Here is a 22,198-nt window from a genome sequence, read left to right as displayed (position 1 = left end):
TTACGTGGGCGAGGAGGAGGTCCGGGCGGTGGATCGAGGCGCGGCGCAGGCGGCCCGACGAGGGTCCGAGCAGCGTGCGACGAAGGAGACCGAGGTGCGAGCCGAGGTTGTGCTCGACGGTTCCGGGCGCGCCGAGGTCCGCACCGGTCTGCCGTTCTTCGACCACATGCTGAGCCAGCTCGCGCGCCACGCCGGCTTCGACCTGCGCGTCGAGGCGCGTGGCGACCTCGAGGTCGACGCCCACCACAGCGTGGAGGACACCGGGATCGCCCTCGGGACCGCCGTCGGGCGCGCGCTCGGCGCGAAGGCCGGCATCCGGCGCTTCGCGTCGATCTCGGTGCCCCTCGACGAGGCCCTCGTCGACGTGGCGCTCGACGTGTCGGGGCGGCCGTACCTCCGCTACGACGTGCCCGTCCCCCCCGACGCCGCGCCGCTCGGCTCGCCGGGCTTCGAGCCCCAGCTCGCCGAGGAGTTCTGGCGCGCCTTCGTCACGGCGGCGGGCGTCACGCTGCACCTCGGCCTGCGCCACGGGCGCAACGCGCACCACATCCTCGAGGCGAGCTTCAAGGGGGTCGCGCGGGCGCTGCGCGACGCCGTCGCCCTCGAGGGGGAGGACGTGCCGTCGACGAAGGGGGTGCTCTCGCCGTGATCGCCGTGCTCGACTACGGCATCGGCAACCTCCGCTCGGCCCACAAGGCCCTCGTCCACCTCGGCGCGCCGGCGCGCCTCGTCACGACCCCGGAGGAGGTCGAGGGAGCGGCCGGCGTGGTCCTGCCCGGGGTGGGGGACTTCGGTGCCTGCGCCGCGGCGATGCGGCGCAGCGGCCTCGACGCGGCCGTCCGGCACGCCGTCGGGTCCGGACGGCCCTTCCTCGGCGTGTGCGTCGGCTTCCAGCTCCTCTTCGAAGGCTCCGAGGAGAGCCCGGCCACCCCCGGCCTCGGCCTCCTCGAGGGGGTCGTCCGGCGGCTCGACGGGCGCGAGAAGCTGCCCCAGATGCAGTGGAACGAGGTCGTCGTGGCGCCGGGGACGTCCCCCGCGATGTTCCGGCCGTTCGCGTCGCCGCCGTGGTTCTACTTCGTGCACTCCTACGCCCCCGTCCCCGAGGGACGCGCGGCGGCGGCCGTGGCGGGCACGTGCGAGTACGGCGGCGAGGTCGTCGCCGCGATCGAGGACGGGATGCTGTGGGGCACCCAGTTCCACCCCGAGAAGTCCGGCAGGGCCGGGCTCGCGCTCCTCGCGGCCTTCGTCGCCGCGTGCGGCGCCTAGCGGCGATCGATGGACTGCCTGCCGGCGATCGACATCCGCGGCGGCCGCGCGGTGCGGCTGCAGCAGGGCGAGTTCGCGCGCGAGACGGTCTTCGGCGACCCGCTGGAGCGGGCGCTCGACCTCGTCGCCGCCGGCGCCCGGGCGCTGCACGTCGTCGACCTCGACGCGGCCCGCACCGGCGAGCCGGTGAACCGCGAGGTCGTGCAGGCGATCGTCGCGCGGGCAGGGGTGCCGGTCCAGGTCGCGGGCGGCGCACGTCGCCGCAGGGACGTGGCCGAGCTGCTCGGCGGCGGGGCCTGGCGGGTGGTGCTCGGGAGCGCCGCGCTCGAGGACCCGGCGCTCGTCTGGGACCTCGCACGGCGCTGGCCGGGGCGGATCGCCGTCGGCCTCGACCACCGGCGCCGCGACGGGCGGCGCGAGCTCGCCGTGCACGGGTGGGAGACGCCGACGACCACGACCCTCGAGGAGGCCCTCGCCGCCTTCGCCGCGGCGCCGCTCGGGGCGGTGGTCGTGACCGACATCACCCGGGACGGCACGCTCGGCGGCCCCGACCTCGAGGGCTACCGGCTCGCCCTCGCGCTGAGCGAGCTGCCGATCGTCGCGTCCGGCGGCATCGCGACCCGCGCGGATCTCGAGGCCCTCGCTGCACTGCGGGCGGGGGGGCGTGGCCTGGCGGGAGCGATCGTCGGGCGGGCCATCCTCACCGGCGCGATCTCGGTGGCCGAGGCGGTGGCGGCGTGCGGAGCGTGAGGGTCGTGCCCTGCCTCGACGTCGACGCCGGGCGCGTCGTGAAGGGCGTGAACTTCGTCGGGATCCGGGACGCGGGCGACCCGGTCGAGCTCGCTCGCCGCTACGACGAGGAGGGGGCGGACGAGCTCGTCTTCCTCGACATCACCGCCTCGAGCGACGGGCGCTCGACGATGGTCGACGTCGTCGCGCGCACGGCCGACGAGGTCTTCATCCCCCTCACCGTCGGCGGCGGCGTGCGCTCCCTCGAGGACGCCACCGCCCTGCTGCGCGCCGGCGCGGACAAGGTCGCGCTCAACTCGGCGGCCATCGCCCGGCCGCGCCTCGTCTCGGAGCTCGCCGCGGTCTTCGGCGCCCAGTGCATCGTCGTCGCGATCGACGCGCGCCGCCGCCCCGGCGGGTTCGAGGTGTACACCCACGGCGGGCGGCGACCCACGGGCCTCGACGCGACCACCTGGGCGGTGCTCGCCAGTCGCCTCGGCGCTGGCGAGATCCTGCTGACCTCGATGGACCGGGACGGTACGGAGGCGGGCTACGACCTCGAGCTCGTCGCCGCGGTGAGCGGCGCGGTCGACGTCCCGGTCGTCGCCTCGGGCGGCGTGGGGCGGCTCGAGCACTTCGCCGAGGGGGCCGCGGCGGGTGCCGACGCGCTCCTCGCGGCCTCGGTGTTCCACTACGGCACCCTGCGGGTCGGCGAGGTGAAGGCCTTCCTCGCGCAGCGGGGGGTGCGCGTGCGCCCGGCCGAGCCCGTACCGGGAGGGGCCGGCGGGGGAGTACCGTCAAGGCAGTGAGCGCGGAGGGACGCAGCGAGCGCGACGGCGTCGACGCCAAGGAGGCGATCACGATGCTGAACGATCGCGTCCTCGTGCACGTGCCCCAGAGCGAGGGCGAGCGCCGCTCACGCGCCGGCATCCTCATCCCCGCCACCGCGCACGTGGCGCGCCGGCTCGCCTGGGCCGGCGTCGCGGGGGTGGGCCCGCACGTCCGGTCCATCAAGCCCGGTGACAAGGTGCTCTTCAACCCCGAGGAGTGCTTCGAGGTCGAGGTGCAGGGCGAGGAGTACCTGATCCTGCGCGAACGGGACATCCACGCCGTCGCCAGCACGCGCATGGACGGCGGCACGGGGCTGTACCTGTGACGGAGGCCCCCCAGCAGGAGCAGGCACCGGCGAGCGGCCTCGACGCCGTGCGCTTCGACGCCGCGGGCCTCGTCGTCGCCGTCGTGCAGGAGGCCGGGACCGGCGAGGTCCTCATGGTGGCGTACATGAACGAGGAGGCGCTGCGACGCACGCTGGAGAGCGGCCGCACGTGGTTCTGGTCCCGCTCGCGCTCGACGCTGTGGTGCAAGGGGGAGACCTCGGGGAACCGCCAGCGGGTACGGTCGGTCGCCTACGACTGCGACGGCGACGCGCTGCTCGTGCAGGTCGACCAGGAGGGGACGGGCGCCTGCCACACGGGCGAGCGGACCTGCTTCCACCGCTTCCTCGCGCCCGCCTAGTCCGATGGCGATCTCAGGGTTCGAACGCTTCTGCGAGCAGGCCGGCGCGCACACCGTCGTCCCCGTCCACGAGGAGCTCGTCGCCGACGAGCTGACGCCCGTCGGGGCGTTCGCCCAGGTGGTCGGCGGTGGCGAGGGCTTCCTCCTCGAGTCGGTCGAGCACGCGGGGCGCCTCGGTCGCTTCTCCTTCCTCGGGCGCGCGCCGCTCGCCACGCTCGTCGCGCGAGGTCGGCACGTCGAGGTGGCCTCGGGGCAGGTCCCCGCGGCCGTCCCGCTCGACTCGGGGATCCTCGACTGCCTCGAGGCGCTGCTCGAGCGCTACCGATCGCCGCGCGACGACGGCCTCCCGCCGCTGCACGGCGGGATCGTCGGCTACCTCGGCTACGACGTGGTGCGCGAGATCGAGCGCCTCGGGCCGCCGCCCCGAGACGACCTCGGCTTCCCCGACGCCGTCGTGTCGGTGATCGGCGACCTGGTCGCCTTCGACCACTGGCGCAGCCGCGCCGTGCTCATCGCGAACGTCGTGCTCCCCGAGCGCGCTCGCGCCAGCGAGGCGATGCTGCGCCGCGGCTACGAGGCGGCCCGAGCGCGCCTCGCCGCGCTGCGCGCCGACCTCGAGCGCCCGCTGCGACCGAAGCTCGTCAGCCCGCCCGAGCGCTCCGCCCGGCTCGCGCCCGAGGCCGTGCGTCGGGTCGTCTCCTCGGAGGCCTACGAGCGCGCCGTCGAGGCCGCGAAGGCCTACATCCGGGCGGGCGACGCCTTCCAGGTGGTGCTGTCGCAGCGCTTCGACGTCGTCCTCGAGGTCGACCCCTTCGAGGTCTACCGGGTGCTGCGTCAGGTCAACCCGAGCCCGTACATGTTCTTCCTCCGCCAAGGCGGCGTCTCGGTCGTCGGGGCGTCGCCCGAGCCGATGGCCAAGCTCCTCGACGGACGGGTCGTGTCACGGCCGATCGCCGGCACGCGACCGCGCGGCGCGACCGAGGCGGAGGACCGCCTCCTCGCCGCGCAGCTCGCCGAGGACCCGAAGGAGGTGGCCGAGCACGTCATGCTCGTCGACCTGGCCCGCAACGACGTCGGACGGGTGGTGCGCTTCGGGACCGAGCACGTCGACGAGCTCATGACCCTCGAGCGCTACAGCCACGTCATGCACCTCACCTCCCAGGTCTCCGGCGAGCTCGCGCCGGGGAAGGGACCGATCGACGTCCTGCGCGCCACGCTGCCGGCGGGGACGGTGTCGGGTGCGCCGAAGGTGCGGGCGATGGAGATCATCGACGAGCTCGAGCCGACGAAGCGGGGGCCGTACGCCGGGACGGTGGGGTACCTCGACTTCTCCGGCAACCTCGACACCGCGATCGCCATCCGCACCCTCGTCGTCGCGGCCGACGGGCGGGCGTGCGTCCAGGCCGGCGCGGGGATCGTCGCCGACAGCGACCCGAAGGCCGAGGACGCGGAGTGCCAGTCCAAGGCCGCGGCGATGCTCGCCGCGGTGGCGGAGGCGACGCGGATCGCGGCAGCCGATCGACCGGGGACGGTGCACGCGGGGCGCGAGGCGGGGGTGGTGGCGCGCTGAGCGCGGCGGGCTTCGAGGAGACCTACGCCGCGATCCGCGAGGCGGCGGCAGCTCGCCTCGTCGGGCGCGACGCCGTCGTGGTCGAGGGCGAGGACGCGGCCTCCTACCTGCAGGGCCAGTGCAGCCAGGACCTGTCCGGCCTCGCCACGGGCGAGTCGCTCCTGTCGTTCCTGCTCTCGCCGCGTGGCAAGGTCGACGCGCTCGTCCGGGTGGTCCGCCTCGAGGGGTCCCGGTTCGTCGTCGAGGTGGAGGAGGGCTTCGGCGGCGCGGTCCACGACCGCCTCGCGCGCTTCAAGGTTCGCGTGAAGGCGACCCTCCGGCCGACGCGCCTCGCGCTCGTCGAGGTGCGCGGCCCGCTCGCCGACGCCGTCGCGACCCACGCCGGCTCGCTGGCGCGCCTCGCGGTCGACTGGCCTGGCTACCGAGGCGTGGATCTCCTGGGCGAGACGGTGTCGCTCCCCCCGGGGGTGCTCGCAGGCGACCCGCAGGCCTTCGAGGCCGCACGCATCGAGGCGGGGGTGCCGGCCATGGGCCGCGAGCTCACGCCGGACACCATCCCCCACGAGACCGGGATCGTCGAGCGCGCGGTCAGCTTCACGAAGGGCTGCTACACGGGCCAGGAGCTCGTCGCCCGCCTCGACGCCCGGGGAGCGCACGTGGCGCGCCGCCTCGTCGGCGTCGTGGCCCCGGGCGCGCCCGCGGGAGCGCTCGCGCCGGGAGACGGCCTCCGCGACGCCGGCCGCGTCGTCGGGGAGGTCACGAGCGCGAGCTTCTCGCCACGGCTCGCCGGCGCGATCGGGCTCGCCTACCTCCGGCGCGCCGTCTTGACCCCCTGCGAGCTCGAGGTGGTGCGCGCCGAGGCGGTGGTGGGCCGGGCGAGCGTGCGGGACCTCCCCCTGTAGCGGGGGCGGGATCGCGGACTACCGGCGGGCCGGCTCGCAGCCGGGGAGGGTGACCGCGATGGCCGTCCCGCCCGCCGGTCCGAGGGGGGACGTGACCTCGATCGTCCCGCCCATCGCCGCGGTGAGCTCGGCGACGATCGTCAGGCCGAGGCCGCTGCCCGCGGCGCGCGCCGGGTAGCGGCTCGAGGAGAAGTGGCGCTCGAAGACGTGGGGGAGGTCCTCGGCGGCGATGCCCGGGCCGTCGTCGACGACCCTGAGGACGACCTCGTCGCCCGGCGCGCGCGCCAGCGTCACCGTGACGCGGGCCCGCGCGAACTTGAGGGCGTTCTCGAGGAGGTTGGCGACGACCTGGCGCAGGCGGTCCTCGTCCGCCACGCCGAGGGCGAGCTCGGGCACGTCGACGTCGAGGGCGACGCCCGCGGCGTCGAACTCGTAGCGCAGCGCCTCCGCAGCGGAGGCAACCGTCTCGGCCAGGTCGAGGGGGACGAGGTCGAGGGAGAAGGTGGAGGCGTCGAGGCGCGCCAGGTCGAGCAGGTCGCCGATCAGGCGCTCGAGGCGGCGAGCCTCGGTGACGATCACCGCTGCCGCGCCGGCGGCGTCCGTCGCGGCGCCCTCCGCGATCGCCTCGGCGTAGCCGCGGATGGAGGTGAGCGGCGTGCGCAGGTCGTGCGAGACGGAGAGGAGGAACTGGCGCTCGGCGCGCCGGGCGCGCTCGAGGTGGGCGGCCATCGTATTGATCGACGACCGGAGCGCCCGAAGCTCGGGGTAGTCGCGCCCCTCCCCGGGGACCCGTGCGGCGAGGTCGCCCCCGGCGATGCGCTCGGCCGCGCCGGCCGCGGCGACGACGCGGCGCGAGATGCGGGCGCTGATCGCCACCGCGAGGCCAGCGGCGACGAGGAGGGAGATGCCGCCGGCGACGAGGAAGTAGGAGACGCTCGACGACGAGAAGTTGATCGCGCTCGCGAGGTAGAGGGCGATCGTGGAACCGCCGAGCGAGCGCGGCTCGCGCACGAGCGGTGCGGCAGCCCAGGCGGTGGTCCCGACGGTGCCCGCGACCGGGTGGCCGGCGGCGAGCGCGACCGTGTCGAGGCCGCTCGGCAGACCGGGCGGCGGGGCCCCGACGAACCGCCCGCTCGGCTGGAGCACGAGCACGACCGGGTTGGACAGGCCCGTGATCGAGTGGAGGAGGGGGAGGAGCGCGGCGAAGGCGCTCGCGCTCGTCGGGTTGGAGACCGTCGGCAGCCTGCTCGCCGCGGCGACGAGCGCCTCGGCCTGGCGCAGGACCGTCGCCTCGGCGCTTCGGCGGGCGGCCGCGCGAACGAGGAGGAGGCTCACGGCGCCGGCGAGGAGGAGCGCCACGGCGAGGATGGCGACGAAGGCGAGGGTGATGCGGGCGCGCATCGCCGCAGAGGACCGTCACCCGGGTCGGCGCTCGACCGCCGGGGTCAGCTGCACCGGTAGCCGACGCCCCACACCGTCGTGAGCGGGAGGGCGTCGCCGAGCTTGCGGCGCAGCTGGCGGACGTGCACGTCGACCGTGCGCTCGTCCCCGTACCAGCCGAGGCCCCACACCGCGTCGAGTAGCTGGCGGCGGGTGAAGACGACGCCGGGGTGCTCGGCGAAGTGCGCGAGCAGATCGAACTCCCGAGCGGTCAGGGTGACCGGCTCGCCGCGCGCGGTCGCCTCGCGTCGCACGACGTCGACGAGGACCTCGCCCACGGCGAGCGGCCGGCCGCGCGGGGCCATCGAGCCCTCGGCACGCCGCAGGATGGCGCGCACTCGCGCCACGAGCTCGCGTGGCGAGAAGGGCTTCGTCAGGTAGTCGTCGGCGCCGAGCTCGAGACCGAGCACCCGGTCGACCTCGTCGTCGCGCGCGGTGATGATGACGACGGGGATGTCGGAGGTGCGGCGCAGCTCTCGGCACAGCTCGAGGCCGTCCATCGGCCCGGGAAGGCCGATGTCGACGAGGACGGCCGACGGCCGCTCGTGGCCGATGAGCTCGAGGGCTCGCGACGCGTCGCCGGCGAGCAGGACGCGAAAGCCGGCGTTGCGCAGGTACAGGTCGACGAGGTCCGCGATGTGGCGGTCGTCCTCCACGACGACGACGGTTCCGTGGCGCAGCGGACCCCCCGGGCGTGACGCCTCTGCTGGCATACCCCTAGCGTCGCGCGCGGGCGCGCCGCGAGCGCGCGAAGCGGCAGCTCGCGCCGAGGCGGCCGCCGCCGGCCAGGTAGTCTCGGGTGGTGGCCACCTACCTCGACGCCATCCTGGCCTACCACCGGGCGCGCGCCGCGGCGGACACGCGTCGCGACGGCGAGCTCGAGGCCCTCGTCGCGGGGCTCCCGCCGGCGCGCCCGTTCGAGGCGGCGCTTCGCGAGCGGGCCCGCGCCGAGCAGGTGGCGGTCGTCGCCGAGGTGAAGCGCCGCTCGCCCTCGGCCGGAGCGCTCGCGCCGGACCTCGACCCGGCCGCGCTGGCGCGTGCCTACGCGCGCGGCGGGGCGGCCTGCCTGTCGGTGCTCACGGACGGTCCGCACTTCGGTGGCAGTCGCGAGGACCTGCAGCGGGCCCGGGCCGCCGTCGCGCTCCCGGTCCTGCGCAAGGACTTCACCGTCGCCCCCGGCGACGTCTACGACGCGCGAGCCATGGGAGCCGACGCCGTGCTCCTCATCGTCGCTGCCCTGGCGGAAGAGGAGCTGCGCCGGCTCCTCGCCCTCGCCACCTCCCTCGGGCTCGCCGCGCTCGTCGAGGTCCACGAGGAGGGCGAGGTCGCGGCCGCGCTGCGGGCCGGGGCCCAGCTGATCGGCGTCAACCAGCGGGACCTGCGCTCCTTCCAGGTCGACACGGCGCGTGCCCTGCGCCTCGCTCGCTGCCTCCCGCCCGACGTCGTCGCCGTCGCCGAGTCGGGCATCCGGGATCCGAGCGACGTCGAGCGCCTCGCGGCGGCCGGCTACCACGCCGTCCTCGTCGGCGAGCACCTCGTGCGGGCCGAGGACCCGGTCCGCGAGCTGCTGGCGCTGCGCGCCGGGCGCGCCGGCACGACGGAGGTCCTCGCGTGTTCGTGAAGATCTGCGGGATCACCTCGGAGGAGGACGCGCTCCTCGCCCTCGCGATGGGCGCCGACGCCCTCGGCTTCGTCTTCGCCCCCTCCCCCCGCAAGGTGAGCGTCGCCGCCGTCGCGGACATCGTGCGGCGCCTGCCGCCGGCGGTCCTCACGATCGGCGTGTTCCGTGACGAGCTGGCGAGCCGCGTCGTCGAGGTGGTGGGCGAGGCCGGGCTCAAGGGCGCGCAGCTGCACGGGCAGGAGACGAAGGAGGACGTCGCCCACGTGGCTCGGTACGTGCCCTTCACGATCAAGGCCTTCCCGGCGACCTCGGCGGCGCTCGACGAGGCCGGCGACTACGGGGCGCACGCCGTGCTCGTCGATACCCCGTCGCCCGGGTCGGGAAGGGTCTTCGACTGGCGGCTCGCCGAGGGCGCGCCGCGCCACCGGCGCCTCATCCTCGCCGGGGGCCTCACCGCCGAGAACGTCGGCGAGGCGATCCGGCGGGTGCACCCCTGGGGGGTCGACGTCTCGTCGGGCGTCGAGTCGGCGCCGGGCCGCAAGGACGCGGCCAAGGTGCGCGCCTTCGTCCAGGCGGCGCGCGCCGCCGAGCCCGGTCGCCTCGCGCCGTCCGGCGCGGGGCCCTACGACTGGCGGGACGACTGGTGAGCGCGCTGCCCGACGCCCGCGGCCGTTTCGGCGAGTTCGGGGGACGCTTCGTCCCCGAGTCGCTCGTGCCAGCGTGCATCGAGCTCGACGCCGCCTTCGGCGAGGCCTGGGCGGACCCGAGCTTCAGAGCCGAGCTCGACGAGCTGCTCACCCGCTACGCGGGGCGCCCGACGCCGCTCACCGAGTGCCGGCGGCTCTCGGAGCGGCTGGGCGTGCGGGTCCTCGCGAAGCGGGAGGACCTCGCCCACACCGGCTCGCACAAGATCAACAACGTCCTCGGCCAGGCGCTGCTCGCGCGGCGCATGGGCAAGGAGCGTCTCATCGCGGAGACCGGAGCCGGCCAGCACGGTGTGGCGACGGCGACGGCTGCCGCGCTCTTCGGCCTCGAGTGCACGATCTACATGGGCGAGCTCGACGTCGCCCGCCAGGAGCTCAACGCCTTCCGGATGCGCCTGCTCGGCGCAGAGGTGCGCCCCGTGGCGGCAGGCAGCAGGACGCTGAAGGACGCCATCAACGAGGCGCTGCGGGACTGGGTCGCGTCGGTCGAGACGACCCACTACTGCATCGGCTCGGTGGTGGGCCCCCACCCCTACCCCTACATGGTCCGGGAGTTCCAGCGCGTCGTCGGCGAGGAGGCGCGCCAGCAGTGCCGGGCGCTCACGGGGTCCGATCCGGATCTCGTCGTCGCGTGCGTCGGCGGCGGTTCGAACGCCGCGGGGACCTTCGCGGGCTTCCTCGAGACGGGCGCGGCCCTCGTCGGGGTCGAGGCCAGCGGCGGCGCGGCGATGGAGCACGGCCTTCCGGGGATCGTCCACGGCATGCGGTCGCGCTTCCTCCAGGACGACGCGGGCCAGGTGCTCGAGGCGCACTCGATCTCGGCGGGCCTCGACTACCCAGGGGTGGGTCCCGAGCACGCCTACCTCGGCGACCACGGCCGCGCCCGCTATGTGTCGGTCGGCGACGACGAGGTCCTCGAGGCCTTCGAGCTGCTGTCGCGCACGGAGGGCATCATCCCCGCGCTCGAGCCGGCGCACGCGCTCGCCTGGCTCGTGCGGGCCGCGGCGAGCGGCGAGGTCCCGAGCGGTGCCACCGTCGTCCTCACGCTCTCGGGGCGAGGGGACAAGGACGTCGCCCAGGTCATGGAACGGCTCTCGTGAGCGTGGTGGCCACCGGGCGCCTCGAGGGGGCGCTGCGGGCCAGGCGGCGAGCGGGGCGGCGCCTCCTCGTGCCGTACGTCACGGGCGGGCTCGGGCGGGACTGGCTGGAGGTCGTGCGGGCCGTCGCGTCGGCCGGGGCGGACGCCGTCGAGGTGGGGATCCCGTTCTCGGACCCGGTGATGGACGGCCCGGTCATCCAGCGGGCCTCGGAGCTCGCCCTCGCCGCGGGGGCGACGCCCCGCGCCATCCTCGCCGAGCTGGCCGGTGCCGGGCTCGAGGTGCCGCTCGTCGTCATGACCTACGCCAACGTCGTGGCGCGCATGGGCTACCGGCGCTGCGCCGAGGCCCTCGCCGAGGCGGGCGTCGCCGGCGCCATCCTCCCCGACCTGCCGGTCGACGAGATCGACGAGTGGGCTGCCGTCGCGGACGAGGCCGGTGTTGCCACGGTCCTGCTCGCGGCGCCGACGACGCCGGACGAGCGCCTGGCACGCATCTGCGCGCGCTCGCGCGGCTTCGTCTACGCCGTCGGCCTCCTCGGCGTCACCGGCGAGCGCGAGGCGCTGGCGCGCTCGGCGGCGCAGCTGGCGCTGCGCTGCAAGGCGCGCACGGACCTGCCCGTCCTCGTCGGCGTCGGCATCTCGACGCCGGGCCAGGCGCGCGAGATCAGCGAGGTGGCCGACGGCGCCGTCGTCGGCTCCGCGCTCGTGCGACGCCTCCTCGAGGGGGCCGGCCCCTCGGGCGCAGCGGCGTTCGTCGCCGAGCTGCGTGCCGCGCTGGACGCCTGAGGCGGCCGATCGACCCCCGGGCGCATATCGATGCTGAAACGCGTATGATCATTCCATGAAGGCTGGCGTCGTCGGAGCGTCGGGCTACCTCGGCGGCGAGCTGCTGCGCCTGCTGGCGGGCCACCCCGCCTTCGAGGTCGAGGCCGTGCAGGCGGACAGCTCGGCGGGAGCGCCCCTCGGTGAGCTCCACCCCGGGCTCGCGCCCGCCTACGCCGGGCGCGTCCTCGAGGCCCTCGACCCCGCCGCCCTCGTCGGCCTCGACGTCGTCTTCGTCGCGGTCCCGGCGGGCCGCTCGCACGCGATCGTCCCGCCGCTCCTCGGCGAGGTTCGCTGCGTCGTCGACCTCGGCGCCGACTTCCGGCTGCGCGACGCGTCCGCCTACGAGCGCTGGTACGGGTTCACCCACGGCGCACCCGACCTGCTCGGGCGCGCCGTCTACGGGCTGCCCGAGCTGTTCCGGCCGGCGCTGCGAGGTGCCGACCTCGTCGCTGCACCGGGCTGCTACCCGACCGCGGCCTGCCTCGCACTCGCACCCCTGCTCAGCGCCGGAGCGATCGATCGGGCCGGCATCGTCGTCGACGCGGCGAGCGGCACCTCCGGGGCCGGACGGTCGCTGACGGCGGCCACGCACCACGCCGCGGCGAACGAGAGCTTCTGCGCCTACGGCCTCGTCAACCATCGGCACACGCCCGAGATGGAGCAGGTGCTCGGGGCCGAGCTGCTCTTCACGCCGCACCTCGCGCCGATGACGCGTGGGATCCTCGCCACCTGCTACGCGACGGCGAGCGCGCCGACCTCGACGGACGAGGTGCTCGCGCTGCTCGAGCGTTCCTACGCCGGCGAGCCCTTCGTCCAGGTCGCCGAGCGCCCGCCCGCCACGCGCGACGCCTACGGCGCGAACACCTGCCTGCTCAGCGCGCGCTACGACCGCCGCACGGGCCGCGTGCTCGTCCTCGCAGCCCTCGACAACCTGGTGAAAGGTGGTGCCGGGCAGGCGATCCAGGCGGCGAACCTCGCCTGCGGCCTCGACGAGACCCTCGGGCTCAGCGCGCTCGGGATGGCGCCGTGAGCGTCGTCGCGCCGCAGGGGTTCCGGGCCGCAGGTGTCGCGTGCGGGATCAAGGAGGGTGGCGCGAAGGACCTCGCCCTCGTCGCCGCCGAGGCAGCCGTTCCCGCTGCGGCGACCTTCACGACGAATCGTGCGGCGGCGGCGCCTGTCGTCGTGAGCCGAGCGCACCTGCTCGCGACCGGCGGGAGGGCTGCGGCGGTCCTCATCAACAGCGGGTGCGCGAACGCGGCGACCGGGGCGAGCGGGCAGCGCGCCGCCGAGGCGAGCTGCGTGGCCGTCGCCGAGGCGCTCGGCGTCGCGCCCGAGGCAGTCCTCGTGTGCTCGACCGGGCTCATCGGGCGGCAGCTGCCGGTCGAGCGCGTCGAGGCGGCGGTGCCGGGGCTCGTCGACCGCCTCGGGGCTACGCCAGCGGACGGCCGCGCCGCTGCGGAGGCCATCATGACCACGGACACGCACCCCAAGCAGACCCTCGTCGAGCACTCGCGCTTCCGGGTCGGCGGCATGGCGAAGGGCGCCGGCATGATCGCGCCGCGCATGGCCACGATGCTCGCCGTGCTCACGACCGACGCGGTCGCGGAGCCCGACGCGCTCGCGGGCGCGCTGCGCGAGGCCGTGGCGCGCACCTTCAACGAGCTCATCGTCGACGGGTGCACCTCGACGAACGACACGGTCGTGGCGCTCGCCTCCGGCCAGGCCGGACGGGCCGCCTTCGGCGAGCTCGCCGAGGCGCTCGAGGCCGCCTGCGCCGACCTCGCCTCGCAGCTCGCCGAGGACGCGGAGGGGACGACGCGCGTCGCGACGGTGCGCGTCGTCGGGGCGCTGAGCGACGCGGAAGCCCGTCAGGCCGCGCGCGCGGTCGCCTCCAGCTTGCTCGTGAAGACCTCGCTCTACGGTGCCGACCCGTACTGGGGGCGCATCGTGAGCGAGCTCGGCGCGTCGGGTGCCACCTTCCACCTCGACCACGTCAGCGTCGCCTACGGCGGCACGGTCGTCTGTCGCGGCGGGATCGGCGTGGCGCACGACGCCGAGGCGGTCGCGGCCCACCTCCGCGGCGAGCGGGTCGAGATCACCTGCGACCTCGCGCTCGGCTCCGGGGCCGCCGCGGTGCTCACGACCGACCTCGGGCACGGCTACATCGACGAGAACATGAGGACGTCGTGAGCGCGCTCGCCCCCGAGCTCGTGACCGCGGTCCTCATCGAGGCCATCCCCTACATCCGGCGCTTCCGGGACAAGGTCGTGGTCGTGAAGCACGGCGGGAGCGCGCTCGGCGACTCCGAGGGCGGCGCGAGCGCCCTCGAGCTGTTCGCGCAGGACGTCGTGCTCATGGCTTCCCTCGGGATGCGCCCGGTGGTCGTGCACGGCGGCGGCCCGCAGATCGGCGCACTGATGGAGCGGCTCGGCAAGCAGCCAACCTTCCGTGACGGCCAGCGCGTCACGGACGCCGAGACGCTCGAGATCGCGAGGATGGTGCTCGTCGGCAAGGTGAACCGCGACATCGTCAACGCCCTCAACCGCCACGGGCCGCTCGCCGTCGGGCTGTCGGGGGAGGACGCCGGGCTCATCACCGCGTCCGAGCGCGACCCGGCGCTCGGCTTCGTCGGCGACGTGGCCGCGGTGGACCGGACGATCCTCGACCGCCTCGTCGCCGGCGGCCTCGTCCCGGTCATCGCGACGATCGGGTCGAGCCGGTCCGGTCAGGCCTACAACATCAACGCCGACGTCGTCGCGGGCGCCGTCGCCGAGGCGCTCGGAGCCGAGAAGGTCCTGTTCCTCTCGGACGTCCCGGGCGTGCTCGCCGACGTACGAGACCCGTCCAGCCGCATCTCGAGGCTGAGCGCCGACGCGCTCGACGAGCTCGTCGAGACCGGCGCGGTCGCGGGCGGGATGATCCCCAAGGTGCGCGCCTGCACCCGGGCGGTTCGCGCCGGCGTGGGCAGCGCCCACGTCCTCGACGGTCGGGTCCCGCACGCGGCGCTGCTCGAGCTGTTCACCGAGGAGGGGATCGGGACGATGGTGGTGGCGGGATGAGCGGCCTGATGCCCACGTACGCACCCGCGCCGGTGCGCTTCGTCTCGGGCTCGGGTGCGCACCTCGTCGACGAGCAGGGGCGGGACTACCTCGACTTCATCTCGGGGATCGCCGTCACCTCGCTCGGGCACGCGCACCCCGCGGTGGCCGAGGCGCTGTGCACGCAGGCGCGGACGCTGCTGCACGTGTCGAACCTCTACGGCAACGCCCTCGCCGAGGAGGTCGCTGCCCTCATCGACCGCCTGATCGGCGACGGCTCGCCCGCCGGGGGGAAGGTCTTCTTCGCGAACTCCGGTGCGGAGGCGAACGAGTGCGCGATCAAGCTGGCGCGCCGCTTCGGGGGCCCGGGACGCCACGGCGTCGTCTCGGCCTACGGGTCGTTCCACGGCCGCACGCTCGCCACCTTGCATGCGACGGGCCAGCCGGCCAAGCACGAGCCGTTCGCACCGCTGCCGCCCGGCTTCACCCACGTGGCGCTCGGGGACATCGACGCGCTGGCGCGCGCGGCGGACCCGACGCGAGTCGCTGCGGTCCTCCTCGAGGTGATCCAGGGCGAGGGGGGCGTGCTGCCAGCACCTCCTGGCTTCCTCGCCGAGGTGCGAGCGCTGTGCGACGAGCGCGGCCTGCTGCTCGCGATCGACGAGATCCAGACCGGCCTCGGCCGGACCGGCCGCTGGTTCGCCTTCCAGGAAGCCGGCATCCTCCCCGACATCGTCACGATCGCCAAGGCGCTCGGCAACGGCGTCCCGGTCGGCGCGTGCTGGGCGCGCGCCGAGGTCGCGCAGGCGTTCCGGCCCGGCGACCACGGCTCGACCTTCGGCGGTCAACCGCTCGCGATGGCGGCAGCGCGCGCCACCTTGGAGACGATGGTCGCCCTCGACGCCCCCCGGCTGGCAGCGGCGGCCGGCGAGCGCCTCGCCGCCGGGCTCGCGCGCATCGCAGGGGTGCGCGCCGTGCGCGGCGCGGGCCTCCTCCTCGGAGCGGTCCTCGCGGAGGGGCTGGACGCCAGGGCGGCGGTGGCAGCCGCGCTCGAGCTCGGTCTCCTCGTCAACTGCCCGGTGCCTGGCGTGATCCGCCTCGCGCCGCCGCTCATCGTCTCCCCCGACGAGTGCGACCTCGCGCTCGACATCCTCGCCACCGCGCTCGAGCGGGTCGGCGCGCCGCAGGCGTCACGGCCGTGAGGGCGCGCCACGTCCTGCGCCTCGCGGACCTCTCGGGCGCCGAGGTGGCCGAGGTCCTCGACCTCGCCGAGGCGAGGCTCCCGCGCCTGCTCGAGGGGACCGGGGTGGCGCTCGTCTTCGAGCACCCCTCGGCGCGGACGCGCAACGCCTCGGAGCTGGCCGTCGCCCAGCTCGGCGGCCACCCGGTCACCATCCGGGCAGACGAGGTGGGCTTCGACCGCCGCGAGTCGGTGGAGGACGTGGCCCGCACCCTCGGCTGCTACCACGGGCTCGTCTGCGCCCGGGTCGCGTCGCACGCCACGCTCGAGCGGATGGCTGCCGCGCTCGACGGACGCGGAGCACCGGTCCCGGTCGTCAACCTGCTCTCCGACCTCGAGCACCCCACGCAGGTCCTCGCCGACCTGCTCACCATCCGCCAGTGCTTCGGCTCGCTCGTCGGGCGGACGCTCGCGTTCGTCGGTGACGGCAACAACGTCGCTCGCTCCCTGCTCGCCGGCTGCGTGCTGACGGGGGTGGCCTTCCGCATCGCCTCGCCGCCCGGCTTCGAGCTGCCCGCCTCGGCGTTCGAGTGGGCGGCGCGTCTCGGCGGGTCGGTGACTCGCTGCGCGTCGGCCGCCGAGGCGGCGCGTGGCGCGGACGTCCTCTACACCGACGTGTGGGTGTCGATGGGCGAGGAGGCGGCCGCCGGCGCCAAGCGGGAGGCCTTCGCCGGCTACGCCATCGACGAGGCGGTCCTCGCCGAGGCGGCGCCCGGGGCGATCGTGCTGCACTGCCTGCCGGCGCATCGCGGCGAGGAGGTGAGCGCGTCGGTCCTCGACGGACCGGCCAGTCGGATCTGGCTCCAGGCGGAGAACCGCATGCACGCGATGCGAGGCCTCCTCGCCTTCCTCGCCGGACGCGGCCGGGGGGCGCCGACGTGACCCGGAGCCCGAAGGCCCGCCGCCAGCACCTCATTGCTCGGCTGCTGGCCGAGCACGAGGTGACGAGCCAGCCGCAGCTCGTCGAGCTGCTCGCGGCGAACGGGGTGGTGGCGACGCAGGCGACGGTGTCGCGCGACCTCGAGGAGCTCGGCGCGCTGAAGGTGCGCCTCCCCGGGGCCGGCCGGCAGGTCTACGCCCTCGCGCAGCTGCCGAAGGACCAGGTGGCGCCGCTCGATCACGTCCGGCGCGTCCTCGGCGAGTGGGTCGTGGAGGTCGCGCCGTCCGCCAACCTCGTCGTGGTGCGCACGCCGCCGGGCTCGGCGCACGTCGTCGCGTCGGCACTCGACCGCGCGCGCCTCGACGGCGTCGTCGGCACCGTCGCGGGCGACGATACCGTGCTCGTCGTGGCCGCCGAGGAGGTCGGCGGCGCGCGCCTCGCGGCGCGCCTCGCGGCGCTCGCAGGGCGCTGAGCCGGGTGGTTCCGTTCGGCAGGAAGGGTTGACGGTGACGAAGCGGGTGGTCCTCGCGTACTCCGGGGGTCTCGATACCTCCGTGGCGGTGCACTGGCTCGGGGCGCAGCACGGCTACGAGGTGGTCGCGGTCACCCTCGACGTGGGCCAGTCGGGCGCCGACCTCGAGGCGATCCGGGAGCGCGCCCTGGCCGCGGGTGCCGTCGAGGCCGTCGTCGTCGACGCCCGCGCGGAGCTGGCTGAGGACTTCGTCCTGCCCTCGCTCCAGGCGAATGCGCTCTACGAGGGGCGCTACCCGCTCGTCTCGGCGCTCAGCCGGCCGCTCATCGTGCGCCACCTCGTCGCCGAGGCGCGACGCCACGGGGCGGGCGCGGTCGCGCACGGGTGCACGGGCAAGGGCAACGACCAGGTGCGCTTCGAGGTCGGGACACGGGCCCTCGCGCCCGACCTCGAGATCCTCGCGCCGGTGCGGACCTGGGGCATGACCCGTGAGGACGAGATCGAGTACGCGGCACGCCACGGCCTTCCGGTGGCGGCGTCGAGGGAGCGGCTCTACTCGATCGACGAGAACCTGTGGGGCCGGGCGATCGAGTGCGGCGCGATCGAGGACCCCTGGGCGGCGCCGCCCGAGGACGTGTACGCCATCACGCGCGAGACGGCCCGAGAGCCGGTCGAGGTGGTGGTCGGCTTCGAGCACGGCGTCCCCACCTCCCTCGACGGGCGCCCCCTCGATCTCGTTGCCCTCGTGCGCGAGCTCGAGCGTGTCGCGGGCTCGAGAGGGTTCGGCCGCCTCGACATGGTCGAGAACCGGCGCGTCGGCATCAAGAGCCGCGAGGTCTACGAGTGTCCCGCCGCGCTCGCGCTGACGATGGCGCACCTCGACCTCGAGGCGCTCACGCTCGAGCGCGACGTCGCCCACGAGAAGGCGCGCCTCGAGCCACGCTTCGCCGAGCTCGTCTACGACGGTCTGTGGTTCTCGCCGCTGCGCCGGGCGCTCTCCGCGTTCGTCGCCGAGACCCAGCGCCACGTGACCGGCGAGGTGCGACTGCGGTTCGCACCGGGCGGCGCACTGGCGGTGACCGGCCGACGCAGCGACGTCGGGCTCTACGACTACCGCCTCGCGACCTACGACGCAGCGGACGCGTTCCGCCACGAAGACGCCGAGGGGTTCGTGCGGATCTTCGGCCTCGGCATCCAGACCTGGGCCAGCCACCAGGGGGCCGACGGCGAGTGACGCTGTGGGCCAAGCGGACCGGGGTGCCGCCCGCGCCGGCGATGATGGCCTTCAGCGCGAGCCTGCCGTTCGACCGGCGCCTCGCCGCTGACGACGTGGCTGCCTCGATCGCGCACGTGCACGGGCTCGGCCGCGCCGGCATCCTCGAGGAGGCAGAGGTCGCCGCGCTCGTCGCCGCGCTCGAGACGGTGCGCGCGGAGATCGAGGGGGGCTCGTTCGTCTTCGACGACGCCGACGAGGACGTCCACACCGCCATCGAGCGGCGCGTCACGCAGCTCGCGGGGCCCCTCGGCGCGAAGCTGCACACCGGCAGGAGCCGCAACGACCAGGTGGCGACCGCGCTGCGCCTGTACACGCGCCGGCGTGTCGGCGAGGTGGAGGCGCTCGTGCTCGACCTGGCAGAGACGCTCGCGCAGCGCGCCGAGGAAGCCGGCGCGGCCTACTGTCCCGGCTACACGCACCTCCAGCGAGCCCAGCCCGTCCTCGTCGCCCACCTCCTGCTCGCCCACGGCTGGGCGCTGCTGCGCGACGTGGCGCGTCTCGCCGAGGTGCGCGGCCGCCTCGACGTCTCGCCGCTCGGCGCCGGCGCCCTCGGCGGCTCGTCGCTGCCGCTCGATCCGGACGCGACGGCGAACGAGCTCGGCTTCGCGCGGCGCTTCGAGAACTCCATGGACGCGGTCTCCGACCGCGACTTCGTGGCCGAGACGCTCTTCGCCTGCGCGCTCCTCGGCGTGCACCTCTCGCGCCTCGGCGAAGAGGTCGTCATCTTCGCGAGCGAGGAGTTCGGCTTCTTCCGCCTGGACGACGCGTGGGCGACGGGGAGCTCGATGCTGCCGCAGAAGAAGAACCCCGACATCGCCGAGCTCGCTCGCGGCAAGGCGGGGCGGCTCATCGGCCACCTCGCAGGCTTCCTCGCGACGCTGAAGGGGCTCCCGCTCGCCTACAACCGGGACCTGCAGGAGGACAAGGAGCCGCTCTTCGACGCGCTCGACCAGGTGAGCCTGGCGCTGCCGGCCCTGCGCGGCCTCGTCGCGACGCTGCGCTTCGACACCGCGGCGATGGCACGGGCTGCCGACGACCCGACGCTCGCCGCCGTGGACCTCGCCGAGTGGCTCGTCTCCTCCGGCATGCCCTTTCGGGAGGCGCACGGGGTGGTCGGCGAGCTGGTCCGGCGCTCGTTCGACGAGGGCGTGCCCTTCGAGGACCTCGTCGCGGCGAGCGAGGTGCTCGGACCGGCGGCAGCGAGGCTGCTCGAGCCGGGCGCCGCGATCGAGCGGCGCTCGAGCCCGGGCGGGTCAGGTGCCGCGGCGGTGGCCGAGCAGCTCGAGCGCTTCAAGCAGCAGTGCGCCGCCGAGCGGTCCCGTGTCGGGGGTCGCTGAGCACCCCCGCCTCGGCGAGCGCCTCGATCGCTCCTTCTACCGGCGAGACTCGCTCGAGGTGGCGCCGCAGCTGCTGAACAAGGTCCTCGCGCACGGTGCGGTCGCCGGCCGCATCGTGGAGGTGGAGGCGTACCGGGGCGAGGCGGACCGTGCGAGCCACGCCTTCGGAGGACGCACGGCGCGCAACGCCACGATGTTCGGTCCGCCCGGGCACCTCTACGTGTACTTCACCTACGGCATGCACTTCTGCGCGAACGTCGTCTGCGGCGAGGAGGGGGAGGCGATGGCGGTGCTCCTGCGGGCGCTCGCCCCGCTCGCCGGCCTCGAGGAGATGCGGCGACGGCGCGGGAGCACCCGCGCCGCGCACGACCTGTGCTCGGGCCCGGCCAAGCTGTGCCAGGCGCTCGGCATCGACCGGCGCCTCGACGGGGCAGACCTCGTCGCGTCGGACGGCCCGGTCGCGCTCCTCGACGACGGTACGCCACCGCCCGAGGCGATCGCCGTGGGCCCGCGCGTCGGGCTGTCCCGGCGCGCCGGCGAGTCGGCGGCGCTGCCGTGGCGGTTCGCGCTGCGAGGGGAGCCGTGCGTGTCGCGACCGGCGCCCGCCTGAGAGGAGCACCTCGCTCGACCCACGAGGGAGACGGCGGGAGCGATCGAGGGCTCGGAGCGAGGCTGCAGGCCGACGGGAGGCCCCCGCGGGGGCCCGCCTTCGGACGCTTTCGGCCCCGGCGTCGCCTGCGGGAGCCGGGTCGACGGATTGACAGAGCGCGGCCAGGTGCTAAGGTAGGTCTCCGCTCGGGGCGGCCCCGCCGCTCCGGACGCGCCGGGGGCGGGTGACCGCCTGGCGGCGGCGCAGCGGGACCCTTCGCCTCGGGAGAGGCGGAGCCGTCCCCAGAGCGCGTGGCACCTCCTTCCGAGAGGAAGCGTGCCCCGTCGTCGCTCCTTGAGAACGGAAGAGGAACAGCCAAAAGCTAGTGCGGGAGGCCGCGCGTCGAGACGGCGTCGCGGTCGCCACGTCATTGCAGTGGACGGACAACGTCCGTCCTGCCAGTCGGCACGGGCATCGCCCGAGCCGGCTCTCTGGATCACGCCGCGACCTCGTCGTGGCTTGGTCTCGATGGAGAGTTTGATCCTGGCTCAGGACGAACGCTGGCGGCGTGCCTAATACATGCAAGTCGAACGGGGTCCATCCGGTGGCAACACCGGGGAAGACCTAGTGGCGAACGGGTGCGTAACACGTGAGCAACCTGCCCCGGAGACCGGGATAACATCGGGAAACCGGTGCTAATACCGGATGCCCCCACGGGCCCGCATGGGCCCGTGAGGAAATGGGTTTCCGCTCCGGGAGGGGCTCGCGGCCTATCAGCTTGTTGGTGGGGTAACGGCTCACCAAGGCGACGACGGGTAGCTGGTCTGAGAGGACGATCAGCCACACTGGGACTGAGACACGGCCCAGACTCCTACGGGAGGCAGCAGTAGGGAATCTTGCGCAATGGGCGAAAGCCTGACGCAGCAACGCCGCGTGGGGGATGAAGGCCTTCGGGTTGTAAACCCCTTTCAGTGGGAACGAATCTGACGGTACCCACAGAAGAAGCCCCGGCCAACTACGTGCCAGCAGCCGCGGTGATACGTAGGGGGCGAGCGTTGTCCGGATTTATTGGGCGTAAAGAGCTCGTAGGCGGTTTGGTAAGTCGGGTGTGAAACCTCCAGGCTCAACCTGGAGACGCCACTCGATACTGCCATGACTAGAGTCCGGTAGGGGACCATGGAATTCCTGGTGTAGCGGTGAAATGCGCAGATATCAGGAGGAACACCAGTAGCGAAGGCGGTGGTCTGGGCCGGTACTGACGCTGAGGAGCGAAAGCGTGGGGAGCGAACAGGATTAGATACCCTGGTAGTCCACGCCGTAAACGTTGGGCACTAGGTGTGGGGTCCTATCGACGGATTCCGTGCCGCAGCTAACGCATTAAGTGCCCCGCCTGGGGAGTACGGCCGCAAGGCTAAAACTCAAAGGAATTGACGGGGGCCCGCACAAGCGGAGGAGCATGTGGCTTAATTCGATGCAACGCGAAGAACCTTACCTGGGCTTGACATGTGGGTTAAGGCGTGGAGACACGCTGACCTTCGGGTCCCACACAGGTGGTGCATGGCTGTCGTCAGCTCGTGTCGTGAGATGTTGGGTTAAGTCCCGCAACGAGCGCAACCCTTGTCCTATGTTGCCAGCGGGTAATGCCGGGGACTCGTAGGAGACTGCCGGGGTCAACTCGGAGGAAGGTGGGGATGA

The 22,198-nt window shown here is 74.4% G+C and carries 23 protein-coding genes and 1 rRNA gene; 22 read left to right on the top strand and 2 right to left on the bottom strand.

Features of this window, described 5'->3' with window-relative positions; translation table 11 throughout:
- Positions 1-4 precede the first annotated feature (4 nt).
- From hisB to VKV23_04395, 8 genes are read left to right on the top strand one after another with little or no spacing between them, the layout of a single operon-like run.
- The gene (hisB, locus tag VKV23_04430) at positions 5-649 is read left to right on the top strand and encodes an imidazoleglycerol-phosphate dehydratase HisB (protein HLI15283.1); all 645 of its coding nucleotides are present in this window, start codon (positions 5-7) and stop codon (positions 647-649) included.
- Complete coding sequence (gene hisH / locus VKV23_04425; GenBank protein HLI15282.1) at positions 646-1,266, top strand: imidazole glycerol phosphate synthase subunit HisH; 621 nt, start codon at positions 646-648, stop codon at positions 1,264-1,266. The genes hisB and hisH overlap by 4 nt, the downstream gene beginning before the upstream one ends.
- A 9-nt stretch (positions 1,267-1,275) precedes the next feature.
- Complete coding sequence (locus VKV23_04420) at positions 1,276-2,016, top strand: HisA/HisF-related TIM barrel protein (protein HLI15281.1); 741 nt, start codon at positions 1,276-1,278, stop codon at positions 2,014-2,016.
- Positions 2,004-2,804, top strand: a complete 801-nt coding sequence (hisF, locus tag VKV23_04415) for an imidazole glycerol phosphate synthase subunit HisF (GenBank protein HLI15280.1) — start codon at positions 2,004-2,006, stop codon at positions 2,802-2,804. Before VKV23_04420 ends, hisF begins: the two co-directional genes overlap by 13 nt.
- Positions 2,801-3,151, top strand: a complete 351-nt coding sequence (locus tag VKV23_04410) for a co-chaperone GroES (GenBank protein HLI15279.1) — start codon at positions 2,801-2,803, stop codon at positions 3,149-3,151. Before hisF ends, VKV23_04410 begins: the two co-directional genes overlap by 4 nt.
- Positions 3,148-3,510, top strand: coding sequence for a phosphoribosyl-AMP cyclohydrolase (hisI, locus tag VKV23_04405; protein ID HLI15278.1), 363 nt, complete (start codon positions 3,148-3,150; stop codon positions 3,508-3,510). Before VKV23_04410 ends, hisI begins: the two co-directional genes overlap by 4 nt.
- A 4-nt stretch (positions 3,511-3,514) precedes the next feature.
- Positions 3,515-5,080 (top strand): anthranilate synthase component I, encoded by a 1,566-nt coding sequence (gene trpE, locus VKV23_04400; GenBank protein HLI15277.1) that lies wholly within the window; start codon positions 3,515-3,517, stop codon positions 5,078-5,080.
- Positions 4,963-5,982: a glycine cleavage T C-terminal barrel domain-containing protein gene (locus tag VKV23_04395; GenBank protein ID HLI15276.1), complete on the top strand. Its 1,020-nt coding sequence runs from the start codon at positions 4,963-4,965 to the stop codon at positions 5,980-5,982. The genes trpE and VKV23_04395 overlap by 118 nt, the downstream gene beginning before the upstream one ends.
- A gap of 18 nt (positions 5,983-6,000) precedes the next feature.
- On the opposite strand, the gene VKV23_04390 is transcribed toward VKV23_04395, so the two are convergent.
- Both VKV23_04390 and VKV23_04385 read right to left on the bottom strand, forming a co-directional pair.
- Positions 6,001-7,383 (bottom strand): HAMP domain-containing sensor histidine kinase, encoded by a 1,383-nt coding sequence (locus VKV23_04390; protein ID HLI15275.1) that lies wholly within the window; start codon positions 7,381-7,383, stop codon positions 6,001-6,003.
- Between the two features lie 44 nt (positions 7,384-7,427).
- A complete protein-coding gene (locus VKV23_04385) occupies positions 7,428-8,135 on the bottom strand; it encodes a response regulator transcription factor (protein HLI15274.1) in 708 nt (235 codons plus the stop codon).
- 89 nt (positions 8,136-8,224) lie between these two features.
- Here VKV23_04385 and trpC point away from each other — a divergent pair, with 89 nt between their 5' ends.
- The 14 genes from trpC to VKV23_04315 all read left to right on the top strand — a co-directional run.
- The gene (gene trpC, locus VKV23_04380) at positions 8,225-9,043 is read left to right on the top strand and encodes an indole-3-glycerol phosphate synthase TrpC (protein HLI15273.1); all 819 of its coding nucleotides are present in this window, start codon (positions 8,225-8,227) and stop codon (positions 9,041-9,043) included.
- Entirely contained in the window at positions 9,034-9,690 is a 657-nt protein-coding gene (locus VKV23_04375) for a phosphoribosylanthranilate isomerase (protein HLI15272.1), read from the top strand. Before trpC ends, VKV23_04375 begins: the two co-directional genes overlap by 10 nt.
- Positions 9,687-10,847 (top strand): tryptophan synthase subunit beta, encoded by a 1,161-nt coding sequence (gene trpB / locus VKV23_04370; GenBank protein ID HLI15271.1) that lies wholly within the window; start codon positions 9,687-9,689, stop codon positions 10,845-10,847. Before VKV23_04375 ends, trpB begins: the two co-directional genes overlap by 4 nt.
- Before the next feature lie 5 nt (positions 10,848-10,852).
- Positions 10,853-11,632: a tryptophan synthase subunit alpha gene (gene trpA / locus VKV23_04365; GenBank protein HLI15270.1), complete on the top strand. Its 780-nt coding sequence runs from the start codon at positions 10,853-10,855 to the stop codon at positions 11,630-11,632.
- A gap of 55 nt (positions 11,633-11,687) precedes the next feature.
- Positions 11,688-12,701 carry an N-acetyl-gamma-glutamyl-phosphate reductase gene (gene argC, locus VKV23_04360; GenBank protein HLI15269.1) on the top strand — a complete coding sequence of 338 codons (1,014 nt, stop codon included), beginning with the start codon at positions 11,688-11,690 and terminating at the stop codon, positions 12,699-12,701.
- Complete coding sequence (argJ, locus tag VKV23_04355; GenBank protein HLI15268.1) at positions 12,698-13,861, top strand: bifunctional glutamate N-acetyltransferase/amino-acid acetyltransferase ArgJ; 1,164 nt, start codon at positions 12,698-12,700, stop codon at positions 13,859-13,861. Before argC ends, argJ begins: the two co-directional genes overlap by 4 nt.
- A complete protein-coding gene (gene argB / locus VKV23_04350; protein HLI15267.1) occupies positions 13,858-14,730 on the top strand; it encodes an acetylglutamate kinase in 873 nt (290 codons plus the stop codon). The genes argJ and argB overlap by 4 nt, the downstream gene beginning before the upstream one ends.
- 8 nt (positions 14,731-14,738) lie before the next feature.
- Positions 14,739-15,911, top strand: coding sequence for an acetylornithine/succinylornithine family transaminase (locus VKV23_04345; GenBank protein HLI15266.1), 1,173 nt, complete (start codon positions 14,739-14,741; stop codon positions 15,909-15,911).
- A complete protein-coding gene (gene argF, locus VKV23_04340; protein HLI15265.1) occupies positions 15,908-16,831 on the top strand; it encodes an ornithine carbamoyltransferase in 924 nt (307 codons plus the stop codon). Before VKV23_04345 ends, argF begins: the two co-directional genes overlap by 4 nt.
- Positions 16,828-17,301, top strand: a complete 474-nt coding sequence (gene argR / locus VKV23_04335; GenBank protein ID HLI15264.1) for an arginine repressor — start codon at positions 16,828-16,830, stop codon at positions 17,299-17,301. The genes argF and argR overlap by 4 nt, the downstream gene beginning before the upstream one ends.
- Before the next feature lie 34 nt (positions 17,302-17,335).
- Positions 17,336-18,535 (top strand): argininosuccinate synthase, encoded by a 1,200-nt coding sequence (locus VKV23_04330; GenBank protein HLI15263.1) that lies wholly within the window; start codon positions 17,336-17,338, stop codon positions 18,533-18,535.
- Positions 18,532-19,914, top strand: coding sequence for an argininosuccinate lyase (gene argH / locus VKV23_04325; protein HLI15262.1), 1,383 nt, complete (start codon positions 18,532-18,534; stop codon positions 19,912-19,914). Before VKV23_04330 ends, argH begins: the two co-directional genes overlap by 4 nt.
- On the top strand, positions 19,898-20,524 hold the full coding sequence (locus tag VKV23_04320; protein ID HLI15261.1) for a DNA-3-methyladenine glycosylase: 627 nt from the start codon (positions 19,898-19,900) through the stop codon (positions 20,522-20,524). Before argH ends, VKV23_04320 begins: the two co-directional genes overlap by 17 nt.
- 504 nt (positions 20,525-21,028) lie before the next feature.
- A 16S ribosomal RNA gene (locus VKV23_04315) occupies positions 21,029-22,198 on the top strand; the annotation flags it as partial.

The organism is Acidimicrobiales bacterium (assembly GCA_035294085.1).
Classification (GTDB): Bacteria; Actinomycetota; Acidimicrobiia; order Acidimicrobiales; family Bog-793; genus DATGLP01.
Note: the sequence above shows the minus strand (reverse complement) of the source record. Positions and strands in the feature narration are given on the sequence as shown.